The 20,217-nt window shown below is 48.8% G+C and carries 11 protein-coding genes; 2 read left to right on the forward strand and 9 right to left on the reverse strand.

What is annotated here, in order from left to right:
• Positions 1 to 3: 3 nt before the first annotated feature.
• The 5 genes from B4W65_RS14315 to B4W65_RS14335 all read right to left on the reverse strand — a co-directional run bounded on the left by B4W65_RS14315 (position 4) and on the right by B4W65_RS14335 (position 10,086).
• Positions 4 to 1,398: a glycosyl hydrolase gene (locus B4W65_RS14315; RefSeq protein ID WP_088655858.1), complete on the reverse strand. Its 1,395-nt coding sequence runs from the start codon at positions 1,396 to 1,398 to the stop codon at positions 4 to 6.
• 134 nt (positions 1,399 to 1,532) lie between these two features.
• On the reverse strand, positions 1,533 to 3,812 hold the full coding sequence (locus tag B4W65_RS14320) for a hypothetical protein (RefSeq protein ID WP_088655859.1): 2,280 nt from the start codon (positions 3,810 to 3,812) through the stop codon (positions 1,533 to 1,535).
• Positions 3,813 to 3,834: 22 nt separating this feature from the next.
• Positions 3,835 to 5,082: a glycan-binding surface protein gene (locus B4W65_RS14325; protein ID WP_088655860.1), complete on the reverse strand. Its 1,248-nt coding sequence runs from the start codon at positions 5,080 to 5,082 to the stop codon at positions 3,835 to 3,837.
• A gap of 33 nt (positions 5,083 to 5,115) precedes the next feature.
• Complete coding sequence (locus B4W65_RS14330) at positions 5,116 to 6,825, reverse strand: RagB/SusD family nutrient uptake outer membrane protein (RefSeq protein ID WP_088655861.1); 1,710 nt, start codon at positions 6,823 to 6,825, stop codon at positions 5,116 to 5,118.
• A gap of 18 nt (positions 6,826 to 6,843) precedes the next feature.
• Positions 6,844 to 10,086, reverse strand: a complete 3,243-nt coding sequence (locus tag B4W65_RS14335) for a SusC/RagA family TonB-linked outer membrane protein (RefSeq protein ID WP_088655862.1) — start codon at positions 10,084 to 10,086, stop codon at positions 6,844 to 6,846.
• Between the two features lie 363 nt (positions 10,087 to 10,449).
• On the opposite strand from B4W65_RS14335, the gene B4W65_RS14340 reads away from it, so the two are divergent.
• Positions 10,450 to 10,830, forward strand: a complete 381-nt coding sequence (locus B4W65_RS14340; RefSeq protein WP_088655863.1) for a YbaN family protein — start codon at positions 10,450 to 10,452, stop codon at positions 10,828 to 10,830.
• Positions 10,831 to 10,922: 92 nt separating this feature from the next.
• On the forward strand, positions 10,923 to 12,173 hold the full coding sequence (locus B4W65_RS14345; protein ID WP_088655864.1) for a carbohydrate binding domain-containing protein: 1,251 nt from the start codon (positions 10,923 to 10,925) through the stop codon (positions 12,171 to 12,173).
• A 95-nt stretch (positions 12,174 to 12,268) separates the two neighbouring features.
• Here B4W65_RS14345 and B4W65_RS14350 read toward each other — a convergent pair whose 3' ends face one another.
• The 4 genes from B4W65_RS14350 to recJ form a co-directional block, all read right to left on the reverse strand.
• A complete protein-coding gene (locus B4W65_RS14350) occupies positions 12,269 to 14,068 on the reverse strand; it encodes a RagB/SusD family nutrient uptake outer membrane protein (RefSeq protein WP_088655873.1) in 1,800 nt (599 codons plus the stop codon).
• Between the two features lie 21 nt (positions 14,069 to 14,089).
• A complete protein-coding gene (locus tag B4W65_RS14355; protein ID WP_088655865.1) occupies positions 14,090 to 17,224 on the reverse strand; it encodes a SusC/RagA family TonB-linked outer membrane protein in 3,135 nt (1,044 codons plus the stop codon).
• Positions 17,225 to 17,504: 280 nt separating this feature from the next.
• Entirely contained in the window at positions 17,505 to 18,338 is an 834-nt protein-coding gene (locus tag B4W65_RS14360) for a hypothetical protein (RefSeq protein WP_088655866.1), read from the reverse strand.
• Between the two features lie 73 nt (positions 18,339 to 18,411).
• Positions 18,412 to 20,154, reverse strand: a complete 1,743-nt coding sequence (recJ, locus tag B4W65_RS14365) for a single-stranded-DNA-specific exonuclease RecJ (RefSeq protein ID WP_088655874.1) — start codon at positions 20,152 to 20,154, stop codon at positions 18,412 to 18,414.
• Positions 20,155 to 20,217: the final 63 nt, after the last annotated feature.

Consider the following 20,217-nt stretch of genomic DNA (forward strand, 5'->3'; position numbering starts at 1 on the left):
TGACTATTTCAAACTGGGGAGATCCTCCCGCCACAGCACGTCGGCATGCGCAGCGGCATCCTGCCACCAAGCCACATCGGCGTGTTCGTGACTGCTTCCGGCAAAAGCCTCGGAACCGGGATTTAAGGTGCGATGGTAATCGTACCATGGCATGAAGTAAGACCAGGAAGCACCAGCTTCCCACTGCTTAGAAAAGGACGCTGAAGAGCCAAACTCACTCAAAGTCACCATCTTATTGGGGTACTCGGCCTGAATGGAAGCAAACTGTGCAGCGATATCGCTGCCTGAACCATTGTTGTAGATATCGCGCCCCACTATATCAACGTAGGCATCGCCCGGGTAAAAGGCAGCGTCTTTGGTCTGGGTAGTCCACACCCACAAAAGGTTGTTGAGACCACGCGACTCAAAATACTCAAACATATGTATCCATAAAGCCTTGTAGTTGTCGGCACCTCCGGCACCCCACCAAAACCAGGCGGTACCATTGTTGTATTCATAAATGTTGCCGGCGGCTTCGTGCAAGGGACGCCACAGCACCGGGATGTTCTTCTCTTTAAGCAACAAGAGGTAATCGGCCATCTCAGCCAAATCGGCCTGTAAGACTTCATGCTCCCAGTTGCCCTCTGTAAGCGCATTACCCGGTCTAAAGACTGTTTCCTCAGTTTTATAGGTGTAGGTAAAGGGATCGCTAACCACCGACTCGGTTTTAGGCACCACCCAGTGCCAACCTGCTCCAACCAGCCCGTTAGCCAACCACCAGTCTTCCAAAAACTGGGTGTGGTTATAATCAATCCAGTTCGCGGGAGAGTGATTCAAATGACCATAGTCCACCGTTGTCATAGCCGGCCACTTTCCGGTATGCAGATGCACCCATTCCGCTTCGTTAATGTTCCACGACACATTAGACATCGTTCCTGAAAGGGACTTCTTGCCGTACTGTTCCTTCAGGTAGTTGTACACCTTTACGACCTCCGGACTGGGGTTCGCTACCACCGGCTGCTCATCGGGTGCCACCACCTGCACTGCTTTGGTGGTAAAAGAGAATGAAAAAGCATTTTCTAAAGCCACGCCAAAACTGTTCACCACCGCACCGGCAGGTACCTGCACGGTATAGGTCCGACCTGCTTCCAATACCAAAACCAGTTCCAGGGTGGTAAGCGACAAGTTGGAAACCCGGACTTCCACCGCCTCATTGTTTACGGTAATATTGTATGGAGAGGCAGGTGTAATCACTTCATCAAAGCGAAGCTGAATCACCTGATCCGACAAAACATCCACAGCTTGATCGGCGGGGGAGGTACTCAATAAAACGGGGGCCTCATGCTGCTCCTGCTTCTTATCGTCACAGGCTGCAGCAGTCAAAGCCAAGGCTAAAATGATATAAACAAATTTTTTCATACTGTTGCATAAAATGTTCAATGGCAAAAATAACAGGAGCAGAAGCTTTTCCCTAGTACAATTTCGTCATTGTGCGATAAAAAAAGCCACCCCTTAGCGGAGTGGCTCTTTTATAATTAAATTCCAATGGCCGGTTATTTCAGGGCAATCTTAGTTAATGTTAACGCATCACCAGTCACCACCAATCCTCCATTCGCCACAAGGTCGTCCACATCAGCTTGAGTCAGGGTGTACGCCAAACTTGTATCGCCTGGCCCAAAATCAAATTGAGCTGTCTCCGGAGTAGGTAAGTTACCCCATCCTTCACCATGTCTAAGAGATATACATGCCCAGTCTTTTCCCTCATTCACAGTAAAGGTGAAATAGAGAGTCTGTCCCGCTTTTACAGTTGACCAATCGAAAGCTCCATAAGCTAAGTCTTGGTTTCCTGCCCATCCTGCATTATCAAAAGAACCTTCCCAAATTGCTTTTGGTGCAGAATAATCCTTCACCCAGGAAATAGACGAAACAATCATACCATCACCCTGCAGGATGATCGAATACCCCCAATCACTGTAAGGGAACATCGACAAGGGAAGATCAATGTAATCGGCAGCAGCCACATCGGCAGCATGACCGTCAGCTGAGCCATCGTATTGAGGTTCCCAGTGACCATTAAACGCCTTAAACTGGGGCGCATCGTTGGTTTTGGTGTATCTGATACGCACCACGGCATCTTCCGGTGCACCCGAGAAATCTACATTCAACTCATAGTTGGTACTCCAGGCTGTCAAATCAACTGGAGTATTGTACAGAATGGTTTCTACTTCTCCGGCTGCAACAACACTAATCGTATAATCCACGTTGGTTTCGTCCGACACCAAGGTGATTACATTATCCCCTACATTGACGCCCACAGCCACGTAAAGCACGGTTCCTACAAGCAAATATGGGGTCTCGACACCATTGAGCAACACATTGGTCAGACTCTCTCCATTAACAACAGAGCATTCCAGTAAATTCCCTATCGTGGTGGATTCCTCAGCAAATTCAGAAATCGCAGCAAAGGTATAGGCATTGATTACAATACTTCCGGCTGCAACGGTCTCCCCGTTGTCCATAACCAAAGTCACGTCACCGGTTTCGGCTGCAAGTGGCACAGTAACCAGGAAGCCGCTTCCACCAGCTGTGGCCACTGCTTCCAGGTCGCCAAAGAGCACAGTTTTCACCCTGTTTCCGAGGGTTGAAACAACATCGAGCTCATCAAGCGGCGTAGCATCGGCAGGAAGCTCGGCCACAGGCTTCAGCGTCTCAAAACCATCCACAGTGACGGTGGCACCATTGGCCAGTATCAAGGTGATAAGACCACTTTGTGCAGCTTCCGTTACGGTCAGATTAATCTTTCCATCCTGAGTAGCCGATACCTCGGTTTCCTCTCCATTGGTAAAGGCAGCCTTAGTCACCAAATCAAGATCGCTTCCGCTCAAGACCAGCGCCTCACCCACTCCGTAAGCCTCCTTCATCTCCTCAATAACAGCGCTTGGCTTTACAAAAGCAAGATCACCTAAAGCTACTTCCAGACCGGAATAAGCAACCAGACTGGCGGCACCATCTTTGGCTGTTGCCGGGACCTCCAAAGTCAATGATTTGGCATCCTCGGCCACCTCAAATTCCACCACCTCTGCATCGACAAAACGAACACTGGCCACCAGGTCCAGATCGGCACCGGAAATGCTCATAGTATTACCCGCTTTCGGGGTCTCGGGACTGTGTTCCGAAAAAGAGGGAAGCGTAACCGCCAGTTCCTCTTCACTGTAAACCCAGGCAGGAATTTCCTCGCCATCAGAAAGCAAATCCGCCCCATCAGAAACAATGACCTTCCCGGATTGCGCAGTGATCGGCACTTTAACTTCAATCTTAGCACGTGTTTGCGACTCAAAATCAGCTTTCAGCACGTGAATCCCGTCGGCAAAAATCACTTCTTCCACGGTGTTAAGATAGTCGCCTTGAATCGACAATACAGCACCCGCCTTAATGGCAAGAGGGGTCATACCCGAGATAGAAATGGGTTCAGAAAACCCAATAGGTGTTTTGGTTGTGATTTTCCCTTCCGGGGTATTCAGAACAATCACACCCGGCTGGGCCGTTTGCGGAATGATAATCCGTATTTCATACGCTCCAACTTTAGTGATTTCTGTAATGCCCTCGGCACCCGGCAAATCTATGCTGGTCACCTTGTCCAGGTTGGTTCCAATGAAGCGGAGCTCTCCCCCACGCATGGCGGGGGAGGGACCAAAGGCATTCAAAGCAATGTCGCCTGCTTTAATCTGGTTGGTATCCAAGTCCTCCCCTTCATCACAAGAGGAAAGAGTGGCACCAAACACCAGAAGACACATCAGCAGCAATGCCGACCAACTATATGTTTTCTTCTTCATAATTCAATATTTTTTTAGTCAATTACTCAGCAGGAACTACACGAATGTTGTCGATGCAAATCTGAGGCGAACTAGCCGGACCTTCAACACCACCATGGTAAACAAAGAAGGTCAATCCGCCAAAATTACCGGGACCTGCAGCACCAATGTCTTTACCCGTATGATCGTATTTAAAGTCCTTAAGCGGAACCACGACGGTCATCCAGCCATCGGTAGTAAAGGGACTTTCATTTTTCCATGGCGACCACAATCCACGCGGAACACTTGCATCGGCAATGTAACTGTTGGTTCCGTTGGTTTCCCAGGGGGTAAAGATCATTTGCAGGGCATTGGACGACCAGCCGTCAAGCACATTCACCTCAAACTTCAGCAGAGCGGTAGATGGGTCGATGTCGAACAAATCTCCTTCGGGTCGCCCATTGGCAGAACCCCACAAATTAAAGGAAAAACCATCCTCGTTCCAATCGCTCAGGTCACCAGGGATAGCGCCTGAGAAATAAACATACTGACCCGATATGCCTTCCACAGGATCATCCGTACGCAAATTACCGGCACGCCAGCCACCGTTGGCATTCAGATTGTCCCAATCGAGAATCATCCCCCGATCGTCGCGAAACTGAAACTTGGAGCGACTGGTTCCATAAATGCTGCTCACATTAATGTAGCCTTTCTCGGCGCCTTCAGGCACAACAAAACGTACGGCATTTTTCTCCACACTGAGAATATTCTCCGCAGGCACCGACAAGTTCCCAGCCATGGTAATCGATAAGGGACTGTTGGGGTCATCAATGAAATAATCCCCCCTCAGCACCACTTCCTGTCCGTCATGGGCGTATTCGTTAGAAATACTATTCACTGCAGGAGCAGGCACTAAAACCGAGAAATCAAAATCAACGGTATCCTTTCCGGTGGTCACCATATAGATTTTGTTGGTCACCACTTCCGGAATGGTTTTGGGCACATTGACAAACAAAGTATTGGCAGTAATAAAACTGTTGTTCAGAATGGCTTTCTGATCGTTGAAATAAATCTCCTTAATGCTGGTCAGGTTTTTTCCAACCAGAACAACCGTATTCTCCATAAAGGCGGCTGTGATCAGTGAATCCGCAGATTCAGGAGCCGGCAGACGAACATACACTACCTCGGGGACCCCACCTGTGCTCTCATAGGCATCAGGGTATTCCTCGCACGAATGAAAGGCAGTTCCCATTAGAGCCACCGCCACAATCAGCAGCAAACGACCCAGATGATTGCTATTATATCGCTTCATAAAAATCATTTTAAACATTAACAACACGACCCATTAATAACTGAATTGAGAGATGTCCACTTCAACGGCCTCTTCCAACAAATGCTTGTTCATTGTCAGGTCCGTATCGGGGAAGGGCAGCTTAAAGTGAGAATCGTTGATATTGGGCTTGGGCACCTCGTTGTAATAGGTGGTCGAAGGATCCAATGTTCCCGTCTCATAAAAGGCCTTCAATCCGTTGTAAGTACCTCGGGCCTGATCGCGCAGCTCATTGATGGCCTTATTGGGGTTGAAGTAGTGCAGACGCACATAATCGTACCAACGATCGCCCTCTGTGGCCAATTCCAAACGACGCTCCTTCCAAATAAGGTCGAAGGTAAGCGAAGTCGCCACATCCGAAGTATTCAGAAACTCGTCATAAGGCTTTCCAAAAGCACGCGCCCGTACGCGGTTGAATACTTCCAGGGCTTTGGCATCGCTGCTGGAACCTTGATTGCCCAAAACAGCTTCGGCATAAATCAAATAAACATCAGACAGTCGAATCAAATGCGTACTCAATCCGGTTGCCATATTGGCCATACCATAGCCCAGACCAAGTACATGGTCGTTGTTGTTGCCGACCAGGTGCTTCACCTGGTTGGCTCCGGTTCCGCTCTGCACTTCCTCCAAAACATTTAAGTTGTAATCGGCCCAGTCGAAACCACCCTTATCGGCCCAGAAGTACTCGTACTTATCGCCATACATCATCATGGTGGCCTTACGTCGGGTATCCCGATTCACCCGGTCCAGACTCAGAGCGTCTTCACCAAAGGCTTCCTGGAGGTCAACGGAGGGACCGGCATAACCGCCCCAACTGTCGCCAAACTCGGTGAATCCGGTTAAGGCCAAATCGGACTGCAAGGTGTTTTGCTGGGTCCAGGGATCCCGATCGCCACGCCAATGCCAGGCCAGAAGGCTTTCTGAAGAAAAGTTGTTTTGCAAGCGGAAGATGTCTGAAAACACGGGAACCAATTCCCGACCACTTTCATCAATCACCTTCAAAGCATAAGCCGCTGCCTTATCCAGGTCGTCCTGGTTGCGACTGCCGTCCATGCCGTAACCACTCTTGGTCAGATAAACCTTCGACATTAAGGCATAGGCCGAATAACGGTCAATGCGACCGGTCGCATTCTTTTCGGGCAACCACTCAATGGCCTTATCGAGGGTCATGAGGATGTAATCGTAAATATTGGGAATCGTGGCCTTGTACTTTTCGTTGTAATTGCCAGCGGCAATTTCCGCAGAATTATTGTGCACAATGGGCACCTCTCCAAAAACACGAACCAGGTAGAAATAGGTCATCGCCTTCCAAACAAGGGCTTCACCCTTAACGGTTTGTTTGGTCGTTTCGCTTACCTCGGGGCCCGACTTAAGATCAATGTTTTCCAAAATGCCATTGCAATAAGCATTCACCGACCACAAAGAGGCCGACATATTTACCAGATCTTCGTCGCTCGAATTCATGGTGTAGGTCATATAGGGCGACCCACCCCAGTAATAGTTGCCTGCCAGGACCTCTCCAACTTTGAAAAAGCCACGCTGAAAGTCGTACCAGGGCGAATTGTAGATGGGATTTACCGCCTGAAAGCACTGCTCGTCGGTCTGGTAAAAATTATCCACATTGTAATTGTCTTCCGTAGGGCGATCGAGAAAGTCCTCGCAAGAACTCAAGCCTACCAGTACCCCCAGAGACAATGCCAGATATTTTAATGTTCTGTTATTCATCTGTTTGTGTTTTTTTGTTTAGAAAGACAAATTCAAGCCCACAGTGTAAACCTGGGGTGCCGGATAACGACCGTTATCGAGGCCATACACATTGTTACTCAAGGTGCTTACGCCCACCTCCGGGTCGTAGCCCGAATATTCGGTAAAAGTGTACAGGTTTTGCAGGTTTACATAGATCCGAACATTATCTACCTGATAGCGTCGGGTCAAGTGCCCGGGCAAGGTATAACCAAGCGTAATGTTCTTGATCCTTAAATAAGAACCGTCCTCCACGTAACGATCGCTGATGCGGTCGTTGTCGTTGGGGTCGTTGGCAATAGCCCGGGGCACCTTTGTACCTGGATTGGCCACCCGAATATTGCTGATGTCTTCATTCCAGGCATACACCTCAGTGACTCCGTCAATGGCCAGACCGGGATAAGCAATTTGATCATCTTTTGGCACCAGCTGCGCACGATCGTTAACCACCGCCAGCTGATTGTCCCATACACTCTTCATATTGGAAAGTTGCATGGCCGTATAATTGAAAATCTTATTGCCGTAGGATCCATTCAGAAACAAAGCCAAATCAAAGTTTTTGTAACGGAAGGTATTGGTTACCCCAAAAGTAAATTTGGGCATGGGCGAACCAATGTTGGTGCGATCGTACTCATCAATCACTCCGTCAGGTTTACCATCCGGACCACTTAAATCAGCAAACTTCAAGTCGCCCACCCAAACCGTATTGTAGCGGTCAAAAGTTTGGCCGTCCTCAGGATACTTGGCCGACTTCGGCGAACTCTGCAGATCTGCGAGGTCTTTGTAAACACCCACCACCTTATAGCCATAAAAGTTGTACAAGGATTCACCTACATTGGTTATGGTAACCACGTCGCTCCACTGGCCATAGCCTTCTATAAAGGCATTGGCCGTTCCATCCAAAGCCTCCAGGGTGTTCTTATTGGCCGACCATTGAATGTCGGTATCCCATTCAAAGGCACCCACCATGTTTCGGGTATTCAAAGAAATCTCTATCCCCTTGTTGTTGATGGTACCATAGTTTCCTTTGGGTGGTGCAAGTGCAGAGGACTGGTTGCCCCGGGTTCCCATATAAGAGGGCAACTGCAAATCCATCAGCATATCCTTAGATGTTTTGTCGTACACATCCACGACCAGATTAATGCGATCACGCCACAAACCCACATCTACGCCCAGGTTCAACTGCTCCTGGGTTTCCCATTTGATATAGGGGTTGGCAATGTTGCTTTGGCGGTAACCCATACCCAGGCCCGAAGGCATGCGACTGATGGCAGCGCCCCAGGCATAGCCGCCAATGTTGGAGTTACCGGTCTGTCCCCAGCCAAAACGCAACTTACCATTGCTTACGATATGGTCCAGCCCCTGAAAAAAGTCCTCCTCGGTAAATCGCCAGGAACCGGCAAAGGCATGAAAATTAGCCCACCTGTTCTTGGGACCAAAGTTGGAAGAACCATCCCGACGGAAGGTATAGGTAAGGCCGTAACGACTGTCAAAATTGTAGGTTAAACGACCAAAAAAGGAAGCCATGGCAGAACTGCCAAAACCAGAGCTGATTTTATTCTCGCTGGCCAATACCGGATTACGCACCTCGTTGCCGGGCAAACCAATACCAATCACACGTTGATTCTCCCATTTTGATTCCCAGGCCTCCTGACCCACCATTACGGAGTAGGAGTGCTGATTGTATGAATCTGCATAGGTCAGATAGTTTTTAAACTGCATAAAACTGCTGTTGTTCCTCTGGATGGAACTCTCGTTGATGTCTCTGGACCAGTTGCCATAGGCAACTTCGGGCAGAAAGACCTCCCCACGTGTGCCTCCGATATCAAAACCCAGTTCAGTGTGCCAGGTGAGTTGCTCAATGGGTGTAAGGTCCAAATAAATATTGCCATTTAGTTTAGAACGCTCCAGCAAGAGGTCTTCATCATGCGCCTTGGCGATGGGGTTGATGCGACTGTAACCTTCCCTCACCTCACTGGCATAATTTCCTTCAAGGTCATAAATAGGAATATCCGGAGGGGTCAAAAGAGAAAAGGTAATGATGCCCTCGGTTCCTTCAGCCAGACCCAGTTTCTCATCGGTCATCGAATAAGCTGTGTTGACACCCAGCTTCATCCAGGGCTTCAAGTCGGCATCAAAGTTGGCCCGGAAAGAATAACGCTTAAACTCAGAACCAACAATGGTTCCGTCCTGGTCCATGTAGGAGCCCGAAACAAAATAGCGAACCGCCTCGGTACCTCCACGGGCAGAGACCTGATGTTGTTGCATAGGGGCAAACTGAAAAATAGCCTCCTGCCAGTTGGTTCCAATACCCAAGAGAGAAGGATCCTGAAACTCAGCACGCTCATCTCTTGTACTGAAGTCCATCGCCACCGTATTGCTGTACTCAGCAAACTCGCGCAAATTCATCATTTCCAGGCGGGTGGCCTGACGCTGCATACCGTACATCCCGTCGTAGGAAAATTTGGCTTGGCCACTGCGGCCTTTTTTGGTGGTAATCAATACCACCCCGTTAGCACCCTGCGCACCATAAATTGCGGTTGCAGAGGCATCCTTAAGAATTTCCATCGACTCGATGTCGGCAGGGTTCAAAGAAGAAATGGGAGAGACCGAAGAAACGGAACCATTACCCAGTCGATCACCCAGACCCAAAGAAGCACCGCTGGCGCTGCTGCCTTGCAAAATAACGCCATCGACCACATAAAGCGGCTCGGCATTGGCATTGATGGTACTTTGTCCACGTACCCTGATGGATACCGAACCACCGGGGGCACCGGAAGTAGCCATGGAAGTTACACCGGCTGCACGCCCCTGCAGGGCCTGGTCGATGTTGGTTATTACCGAACCTTTAATTTTGTCCTCACCTACAGAAACAGAAGCACCCGAAAGGTCACTCCTCTTCATGGTTCCATAACCAACAACCACTACCTCATCCAGGCGCAAGTCGGAAGTCTGCATCATTACATTGATTACAGAACGACCGCCCACCTCAATAATCTGGTTTTCAAAACCAATAAAACTGAACACCAGGGTTTCGGCCTCCTGAGGGATACTAATGTTGTAATTGCCGTCGATATCGGTAACCACACCAATGGCGGTACCTTCTACCACAACGGTAACTCCGGGAAGGGGTGAACTGCTGTCGTCAGTCACCGTACCTGTGACTGTCTTTGTCTGCCCAAAAGCCAGTAAATGGCCAAAAAGGAGCAGCAATAAAGACAACAAACGCAGATTTTTTGTCATAGTTAATAGTTTAATTGAAAATTGGTTTCACATTGGGCTAATCAAAAACTGTTAATTTATGTTACAAACATAGGGTGTAGTTTGCACTCTATCTAATACAATTCGATCCAAATTTTATAGTATTCTATAAATGCCGCCAATCATTAAAAACACCCCCTTCTTTGCCCCGACAACCTATAGAAGAACTTCACATCCAATTTTTGTTAGTGTAACAAATACACTTTATAGGTGATGTAAAATTAAGCTTACTTGACTCAGCAGGCTAATACTTTTTTATCATTTTTACATATTATTACATCTTTATAAAAAAACCGATCCCGCCAAAAGGGTAATTTAGCACCCAGCAAAAGCAAGCAAATTAATATGCGCAAAACCCTTTACATACTCTTGGGATCCCTTTCTTTGGCGCTTGGCGTAACAGGAATTGTGCTGCCGGGACTGCCCACTACGCCCTTCTTGTTGCTCAGCGCCACCCTATTTCTTAAAGGGTCTGCCCGCCTACACAACTGGCTGCTGAACCACAGGTACCTGGGTGCCCGTATCAAACGCTATCACCAGCACAAAGGCATGCTCAAACAAGAAAAAATTTATGCCATACTCCTCACTTGGGTGATGATTGGCCTGTCCATGCTCCTCCTAGCCCAGCCCATATTAAGGTGGGTGGCTGCCGGATCCGCAATATTGGGAACAGCAGTCATCTGGTGGTGGGTTCCTGATGGTAGAAAGAATGCTTCACAAGAATAAAATAATATTGGTTTTTGTTGAAAAAATACTTGTATTTGTCCTAAAGGTAAACGAATTTTATTCACATTCTTTAACAACCAAATTATTATTTTATGAAAAAATTTTACGCAGCCTGTGCAGCTGTTTTTTTTGCAGCAGCCACCGTAACAGCACAGAACATCAAACTGAATGATTTTGAAGATGGTGCCGCGGACAGCTGGGCTTCCTGGCAAGGGGGAGCTTCCGTGGAAGTGGTGGACAACCCCTCTGCAACAGAGCCCAACACCTCATCAAAAGCATTAAAGTTGACCCCGGAGACAGCTTGGGGCTCCATCGCCAAATGGATGGGAGACGGCTTCCTGACCAAAGAGTCGGCCAAGATTTCGGTATTGGTATACTCCACCGATGCCGAAAATGAGATTAAAATTTACCTCGAAAATGGCGGCGCCGGGGAAGAGAAAAACGAGACGGAGACCTTTAAACCAGTGGCGCAAAACACCTGGACCCGCATCGAATTCAACCTGGCGGGAGATGTCAATTGGGCAGAATACAAGCAACTGGCTTTTCAGCCCAAAACGGCAGGCGTCATTTACTTCGACGACATCACCGTAAGCTATCCCGAAAACAGCGGACCCAAATTAACCAACGATTTTGAGGACAAACAATTGGGCGACACCGAGCACGCCATTGGCTGGGGAGGCATGGAGGCAGTAATTGCAGAGGACCCCTTGGCCAGCGGCAACCAGGTTCTGAAATTCACACCCAACAATTACAATTCAGCGCCGGTTCTGGCCTTCACCTTGCCCGAGGGCGACAAGCTCTCCGCTTACAGTACCTTTACCTTTAAGGCCCATTGGGCCCAGGGCGATGTAGGCTATAAACACATCAAGGTTTTTGCCTGGTCAACGCTGCCTTCAGGCGCTTTCGATGACGACGGCTCAGCAGGAACCTTGCTGGGAAGTATCAACCGCGAAAAAGGAGCAAGCACCAGCTGGGAATACACCGAAATAGACATTACCAACACCCTGGAATTGGAGGGTACTGTATTCATTGGCTTCGGCATCAATTGCAACGGCACGCAAGACGAAGTGACCACCATTTGGTATGCCGATGATGTAAGTCTGGTTGGAACAGCCACCTCTCTGCCCAATGCACCACAAACAAATTCTGGCGCAAGCGTCTTTTCAAAAGCAGGTGGTTTACAAGTGGCGGGACTGCAAAACAACAGCATTACTGTTTACAATCTCACCGGCACCAAGGTGTTTGAGCAAAACGCTGCCAGTGGCGACCTGAGTATTGCTCTGCCTGGCGGACTCTACCTGGTAAAAGTGGACCAAAAGGTAAGCAAGGTATTGGTTAAGTAAAACGACAGGGTATTTTAAAATAAAAAGGAGCTGTCGACATCGACAGCTCCTTTTTATTTTTGCCGAAACCCCTGGGGGTTTAAGCCCTCTTGTGCTTACTGACTAAAACCAGGATAAAGGCCCTTGCCATCGCGGTAACCGGGAACCTGCTCCAACAAACCGTCTGAAAGATCAATTTGTGCCTGAGGAATGGGATAAAAACCCTTGGTTTCCTCGTAACGGGCACTATAACCATCGGGATGTACGCCGTTAAAGGTAGCGGGATTACCAAAGTTAAGCACGGGGGTACCCACCTGACTCTCCAAAGCCGCCTTGCAATAGTCGGCACCCCAACGACGCATATCGTTCCAGCGCAAACCTTCGAAGGCCAACTCATAACGACGTTCTTTTTGCAGAGCTTCCAGCGAATAGGCAGGGACTTCGGTCAAACCAGAACGCTCTCGCACCGCATTGATGTATTGGACATCCTCACTTAACTCAGCCAACATCAGCAAAACATCGGCATAGCGAATAAAAATCAGGTCGTCGGCATGCGACAACTGATTGTTGTCGGGGTTGCCGTACATTTTTACACTGTAATCGTTGTAATATTTAAATTTGTCGCCTTCTTTTTCACGATAGGCCGCTCCCAGGTACTTCTTTCCCCAGTAATTGCTTTCCCAAACAAAATCCCACTGGCCTTTGGCATACTGACGCACCTCGGTTTTATAGGAACCATCTTCTTGCTTCACCTCTTCTTCCCAGTAAAGCTCTGCCTCAATATCGAGCACCGAAGCACCGAGACGTAAATCCCCGGGCTCATCGGCCAACCAATCGTCGACCATCTGCTTGGGAATGGAGTTGCCTTGTCCCCATCCACCGGCAAATGGCCAGGTATTCTGAACAGGCTGCAGGCCACGGAGACCAAAAAACAACTGGTACATATTGGCATAGCCACGACGAATGTCCCAATCGGCAAAATTAGAAAACTTAAGGGCAAACAGACTTTCAGGATTACGTGCGCCGTTATCGCTGGCATAAAGCAGATCTTTGCCCGTTTCGTTCATATAATCCTGAATGTAGTCGTACTCACCAATGGTCAGGGAGTTGGTATAAGGCCACAACTCATGAAAATCGCCCACCAAACGGTGACCGCTTTTCAATACCAACTCCTCCAGTCCGTCAATCACATCCTGCTTGTTTACCGAGCCACCACCGGCCAAAGGCAGTGCATCCTTCTGATAAAATCCGGTATAAAACAACCAGACCCGCGCCAACATAGCTTGAGCGGCCCAACGGTTGGCCCTGCCGTCTTCGACCGCAGTATAAGCCACATCGGGAAACAATTCAATGGCCTGCGTCAAGTCGCTGGCAATTTGGGCATAAATATCGTCCACCGCAGCGCCACCCATATTTACAGGCTCCGAAGTAAGCTTAAGCGGAACACTTCCATAAAGCGTAACCAGGCGGTAGTAGAAAAAGGCACGCAAAAAAAGCGCCTCGCCAAGATACTGGTTGTTGCGGGCAGGCGGCAAAATGGTTTCATCCATACCCGGCAGCTTTTCTATAGCAAAGTTGGCACGATGAATGCCCTCGTAGGTTGTCTCCCAGTTGTGGCTCAACATATTGGGATCCGAATACATAAAGCCTTCATAAGCCTGCGCCTTAAGGTCGTTGTTGCCACCACCGCCAAGCTTCTCATCAGAGGCAATCTCCATCACAAAATGGTAGCTCATATCACAGAGTTGCTGCTCATTACTCATGGTGGTATAAATCCCGGTGATCATTTGCTTGGCATCCTCTGCCGTTTGCGGAAAAATCGCATCTGTTTTCTGAGTCAGGGGATCAAAACTCAGAAAATCCTCACAGCTGCTCAACAAAAGCAGTGCCGCAATAATATAGCTGATTCTTTTCATAATCTCTTTCATTTTAATCTTTTAGAACTTAAGGTTAATGCCCATCAAATAAGTCTTGGGGGCCGGGTAAAAACCAAGGTCAATGCCTGAAACAAAAGGTTGGTCGTCGCCATAACCCACTTCAGGGTCCATACCCGAATAGTCGGTGAAGGTGAAAAGATTGCGACCGGCCACATAAAAACGAGCCTGACTAAAAGGAAGATTCGGAAAGAGCTTCACAAAATCATAACCCAAAGAGACGTCTTGGATTTTCACAAAGTCACCATCCTCAATATACAGCTCAGAGATGTTGATGCGGTTGGGGCTGTTACCGGGCGACATGCGTGGAATGCGGTTGGAAGTACCTTCGCCAGTCCAGCGGCCCAGGATATCGGTCGTATAGTTATGGAACTCATTGTCGCCAAACGAACGGTACGATTTCAGGATTTGGTGCCCAAAGGCTCCCTTCCCACTTAATGAAAAGTCGAAACCTTTGTAAGCCAGGTTTATACCAAACCCAATACGTACATCGGGATGCGGATTACCAATCATGGTTTTGTCGGCAGGCGTTACATCGCCATCGCCATTGGTGTCAGAGAAAATAAGGTCTCCGGGAACCACCTTGGCGTCTTCCTGCAGAAACCCGCCGGTCCATGAAGCGATCTGCGCCTCATTCTGAAACACCCCTTCGGTTTTGTAACCATAGAAATAACCTACAGGATAACCCACCTCAACCCGCCATACGGGATCGGTTCCCTGAGAGATGATGTTGGCTTCACTTTGCAAGAAACCACTGTTGTCGCCCATACGGGTTACCTCATTGGTATTTTTGGAAATATTGAAGTGCGCACCATAATTAAGTTCTCCTGCCCGGTCGTTCCAACGCAAACCCAACTCAAAACCTTTGTTCTCGATATCACCCGCATTAACAAAAGCCCCAATAGGTCCGTAAATATCCGGAATCGGTGCCCGTAACAGCCAATCCTTGGTCGTTTTGGTATAGTAATCGAAGGTAGTCTGCAGTCTCGAACCAAGGAAATAAGCATCAAAACCCAGGTTTAACTGTTCCGAAGTCTCCCAGGAAACGTCCTCATTCTTGATATGGGCCTGATAAGTACCCATCTGCATTTGATTGCGTGTATTACCAAAAGTATAATTGTTCTCCGCATCGGAGGTAAAAAGATTCAGAAACTGATTGCCATCGATATCGGCATTCCCGTTTTGACCCCAACTCGCGCGCAACTTAAGAAAATCAACCACCACATTGTCGGTAAGGAAGGCCTCCTCGGACAAAATCCAGCCGGCAGAAACAGATGGAAAATACCCCCATCGGTTACCTTCGGCAAAGTTGGAAGAACCATCGGCCCGCATAACCAGCGTCAATAAGTAGCGCTCGTTAAAGTCGTAATTGATACGACCAAAGACCGAAGCCAGGGCGCCCTGGTCCATGGGATTTCCGCTGATCGAAGTAACCCCGGGCGTCAGGCCGTCGGTATTATCGAGATAAGCATACTCAAACCCAATAAAAGTGGGCTTGGCGTTGGTAACGTCCATTTCAGCACCCCAGCCCCATTTCTCGGCCGATTGTCCCACCATCACATCAAAACGATGGGCGTCCAAATCAAAAGCATAACTCAGCGTGTTTTCAACAGTCCAGGCATAGCCGCTGTTCGCCCGCTGCGAAATGCGTCCCGGGCTGAGGCGAGCATCACCGGCTAAGGCATATTCCGGCTGATACTGGCGATAGGCTTCGGCAAACATACGGTAACCAAAGCTGCTCCTGAATACCAAATCCCGAACCGGCTGAATCTGCAAGTAAGCATTGCTGTTGATGTTGTAATTTTGGGTCTGGTTCATTCCACGATTCAGCACCATCTGAGCCAAAGGGTTGTACAAACGGGACGAAATACTACCAATGCCGGAAGCATCGATGTCGGGCTGGGCAAAAAAATCGCCTCTTTCGTTGTAAACAGGAACCATGGGATTACCCACCAACATATTGCGTATGTCGTTGTAATACATACCCGCAATGGCTACACCGGAGCGCTCTCTGAAACTGTAATTGAAGGTCTCCCCAACTTTAATCACCTCCAGGCCGTTGGTTTCATAAATCACGTGATCGCTGTTCATACGAAAAGTGTACTTGTCGTGTTTGGGCTGAACAGGCTTACCCAAAACACCCTCCTGCGAAGCATAAGAAAAACCAAGTGCAAAAACCGACTGGTCGGAACCTCCACTGATGTTGATGGCATGGTTCTGAATGGGGGCATTGGCATTTTCCACCTCCTCCATCCAATTGGTTCCCTTCCACTCCCCACTCATGATCTTCTGGTACAAATCAGGCATTTTGGCATTGAAGTCAATTTCCGGATTGTCTCCGCCACGTCGTTCCTCCTGATAAATCTCGATAAACTGTTTGGCATCGAGCAAGTCGGGCATGTTGGCCACATTCTGAACACCCCAAAAGCCATCGTAAGTCACCTGCATTTTGCCCTTACGGCCACTCTTGGTGGTAACCAAAATAACGCCGTTGGCAGCACGTGAACCATATATGGCGGCCGATGCAGCATCCTTCAAAACATCAATCGATTCGATATCGGCAGGGTTCAGATTATTGATGTCGCCGCCGGCTACCCCATCAATAACATAAAGCGGAGCCGAATTACCCACCGTGCCCAAACCGCGAATATTCACCTGAAAACCTTCTCCGGGCATACCCGAAGCCTGGGTAATGTTTAGACCGGGCGACAGGGACTGAATGGCCTCGAGGGCCTCGGTCGAATTCTGACGCTGCAAGTCCTCGGCACCTACAGAGATGTTGGCCCCGGTAACCAGCTTTTTCTTTTGCACCCCGTAACCAACAACCACCACTTCATCCAGGTCGGAGAAAGTAGCAAGCATAGTTACCTCAAAGTTGGCCTGGCTGCCAACCGCCACTTCCTGAGTTTGCATACCCACAAAGGAGAAAACCAAAACAGAGGTTTCACCGGCTACTTCGAGACTAAACTGTCCCTCCATATCGGTGATTACTCCATTGGTCGTCCCCTTTTCAAGCACTGTAACGCCAGGAACCGGAGAACCTTGTTCCTCAAGAACCAAACCACCGACCCTTTTTTGGGCAAAAGTGGTAAAGCCTAAGAACAAGCAAAGAATCAAAATCAGCTCTTTTCTTTTCATAGTTTTAGAGTTAAATTAAGAATTAGAGAACACTATATTGAACACAACTTTTAGTCTGTTCTGTTCTGTTTGCCTGCTAAAAAAACAAGCGCAGAACGGTTCCACACTCTAAATTCTTCTCCAAACTATTTTTTGGTGAGCTATATTTCGATGCCAAAAATAAAGACCTGCGGCGACATGTCCTAATTATTGTTGAACTTTTTTACAAAAATTCACAATAAAGAGGGCGCATTGGTAAAAACCAATGCGCCCTAATACCATGCATTCGCGCAACAAAGAGCTATTCCACAATCTTTGTACGAACTTTATACACTTCTTCGGTAATGCGCGACATTTGTGTTTCGGTAATGGAGCCGTCCTCAATACTGTTGTAAATGCTGTACAAGGGTTGTAAATCATTCATCACATCTGCTACGGCAGGGTTATCCTTTGCCACTTCCATCAAGCCCATTAAGGTATTCAGCGAGGCTTTCTGATTCATTACAATAGCCACCATCTCCTTGTTTTTAAAGGTGTCTTCGGTGATGTGGGTAACAATATACAAGGCCTCTACCCAACTGCCGGCCAAAACCAGCATCGAAACAGCCCCACGATCGGCCTGATTCAGAAATTCGTAGGTATCGAAAAAAGTATTGGTAATCAAGTCCACCAACTCGTCTTTATTGTCCTGACGGGCCTCAATCTGATCCAGAATATCGGGACTGATGGCGGCAGAAACGTTCAGGGCATCAATCAGCTTTTTGGACACGTCCATATAGTCGATGGTGGCCTGCTTCTGGTTGTAAGTACTGGCGTAACTCAGGTCGGCACTGTACACACCCAGGTTCAGGGCCTTAGATTTTTCTGTAAGGTAACGCTCCACATTGGAAACGGGGTTGGACAGGGTAAGAATGTATGACGCACCAACCCGGTTGAGCATCTCGGTGACCTCAAAAGAAGTGGGCAGGGGATAAACAAACTCACGGACATCCTCCTCCACACGGGCTTTCTCGAGCTTCTCGCCGGCGTCATTCTGCTCACCCGATGACTTTCGGTTAAGGTTGCAGGCCGAAAAAAGCATAAGTCCCGCTCCCAGCAGGGCCACCATACTTTTGGGTTGAAAGAGTTTTCTCATAGCAATGGCTGTTTTTATTGTTTCCACAAATATAAAGGATAATAATTTATTATGCACGGCAGGCCCGGCATTTTTAGTCGAGGTAATCAAAGTGCTCATCGCCGTATGGAAAATCCAAATCGCGTACCATCAATTGAAGCATGGTTTTGCCATGTACCACAGTTTCTTCGAGCGCGTAAACCACATCAAAGGGCTGACCGCTCTTAATGGCCTGCAAATGCCGGCCCATGCCAAAGGCTACGCCCTGAAGAATGGCCCCCGAACACTCTTCAATCAATTCGAGTTTGAGATGTTCGCGATCGCGCCCTACCACCTTACTGGTACCGTAGTCAAAAACCCGTCGTGTAACAAAAAGAGGCTTGGGGTTACCCGGACCAAAAGGCTGCATGCGCTTGAGCCAGCCGTTGAATGCGCTGTTGATGTCCTTAAGTTTGATCTCGGCATCGATATCCAGACGCGGTACCTGCTGCACCGGCTGAATGTGTGCCTTCACCCAGCTTTCAAAACGCGCCTGAAAGGCCGGCAGATTCTCATGCTTCATGGTCAGTCCCACCGCATACATATGTCCCCCAAAGGTCACCAGCAAATCGCTGCACGACTCCACGGCAGCATACAAATCAAAACCATCGACACTGCGCGCCGAGCCGGTAACCAGGCCCTGACTCTCCGTTAGAATTACAGTAGGGCGGTAGTAATGGTCGGTCAGCCGCGAAGCCACAATGCCAATTACCCCCTTGTGCCAGTCGGCTTTAAACAGGACCGTAGCGCTGCTTTTTTGCAGGTCGGGACTGCCCGCCAACATTTCCAGGGCCTCCTGGGTGGTTAGGCGATCCAGATCTTTGCGGGTATTGTTTTGCACCCCTATGTTGCTGCTCATCATGCGCGCCAGCTCCTCATCTTCGCTGATGAGCAATTCCACGGCATCGCGCCCCGATTCGATGCGACCGGCAGCATTGATGCGTGGACCAATCTTAAATACAATGTCAGAAATCACAAAGGCCTTATGCTCCATGTGCGCATCGCGAATGATGCTCTCCAAACCAATCCGGGGGGCGGTGTTGAGCTTTTCCAAACCATACAAAGCCATAATCCGGTTCTCCCCGCTCAGCAGGGCAATGTCGGAGGCTATGCTCACCGCCACCAGGTCGAGATACGCATACAGCGCCGTTTCGGGATAGTGGTTGCGGCGACAAAATGCCTGCATAAACTTAAAACCAACACCGCAACCGGTCAGTTCTTTATAAGGATAAGGACAATCTTCTCGTCGTGGATCCAGGCAGGCTACAGCCGGCGGCAAAACCTCGCCCGGCGTATGGTGATCACAAATAATAAAGTCGATGCCGAATTTTTGGGCGTAAGCCACCTTATTCACCGCCTTGATGCCGCAATCGAGTGAGATGATGAGCCGACAGCCGGCATCGGCTGCGGCTTCAATGCCTTCGGACGAAATGCCGTAACCTTCCTTATAGCGATCGGGAATATAGAACTCCAGGTTGGCATGAAAACGACGCAAAAAAGAGTAAACCAGCGCTACAGAAGTCGTCCCGTCCACATCGTAATCCCCGTAAATCATGATTTTTTCACCGTTGCGCAGGGCCGTCATCAAACGACCCACGGCCACATCCATATCCTTCATCAGAAAAGGATCGTGCAAATGCTCCAGTCGGGAATCAAAAAAAGCATAGGCCAGCTTCGGGGTACTAATGTCCCGTTGCACCAGCAGGGAAGCCACCAAAGAGGGGACTTCCAGACTGCTTTCGAGCTCTTTTATCAGGTTCTCGTCTCCCCGTTCATTTACGTTCCAGCATTTTTCCATGTACTCGGGCACCGCTCTGTTCGACCTTCAAAGATAGCTTTTTTGCGCCCGCCGGCGCAAAAA

Origin of the sequence: Geofilum rhodophaeum (assembly GCF_002210225.1) — a bacterium.
Taxonomy (GTDB): Bacteria; Bacteroidota; Bacteroidia; order Bacteroidales; family Marinilabiliaceae; genus Geofilum; species Geofilum rhodophaeum.

Excerpts from the sequence above, each read along its gene's own strand:
- B4W65_RS14315 (WP_088655858.1), bottom strand. The coding sequence starts at position 1,398 with ATGAAAAAATTTGTTTATATCATTTTAGCCTTGGCTTTGACTGCTGCA.
- B4W65_RS14320 (WP_088655859.1), bottom strand. The coding sequence starts at position 3,812 with ATGAAGAAGAAAACATATAGTTGGTCGGCATTGCTGCTGATGTGTCTT.
- B4W65_RS14325 (WP_088655860.1), bottom strand. The coding sequence starts at position 5,082 with ATGAAGCGATATAATAGCAATCATCTGGGTCGTTTGCTGCTGATTGTG.
- B4W65_RS14330 (WP_088655861.1), bottom strand. The coding sequence starts at position 6,825 with ATGAATAACAGAACATTAAAATATCTGGCATTGTCTCTGGGGGTACTG.
- B4W65_RS14335 (WP_088655862.1), bottom strand. The coding sequence starts at position 10,086 with ATGACAAAAAATCTGCGTTTGTTGTCTTTATTGCTGCTCCTTTTTGGC.
- B4W65_RS14340 (WP_088655863.1), top strand. The coding sequence starts at position 10,450 with ATGCGCAAAACCCTTTACATACTCTTGGGATCCCTTTCTTTGGCGCTT.
- B4W65_RS14345 (WP_088655864.1), top strand. The coding sequence starts at position 10,923 with ATGAAAAAATTTTACGCAGCCTGTGCAGCTGTTTTTTTTGCAGCAGCC.
- B4W65_RS14350 (WP_088655873.1), bottom strand. The coding sequence starts at position 14,068 with ATGAAAAGAATCAGCTATATTATTGCGGCACTGCTTTTGTTGAGCAGC.
- B4W65_RS14355 (WP_088655865.1), bottom strand. The coding sequence starts at position 17,224 with ATGAAAAGAAAAGAGCTGATTTTGATTCTTTGCTTGTTCTTAGGCTTT.
- B4W65_RS14360 (WP_088655866.1), bottom strand. The coding sequence starts at position 18,338 with ATGAGAAAACTCTTTCAACCCAAAAGTATGGTGGCCCTGCTGGGAGCG.
- recJ (WP_088655874.1), bottom strand. The coding sequence starts at position 20,154 with ATGGAAAAATGCTGGAACGTAAATGAACGGGGAGACGAGAACCTGATA.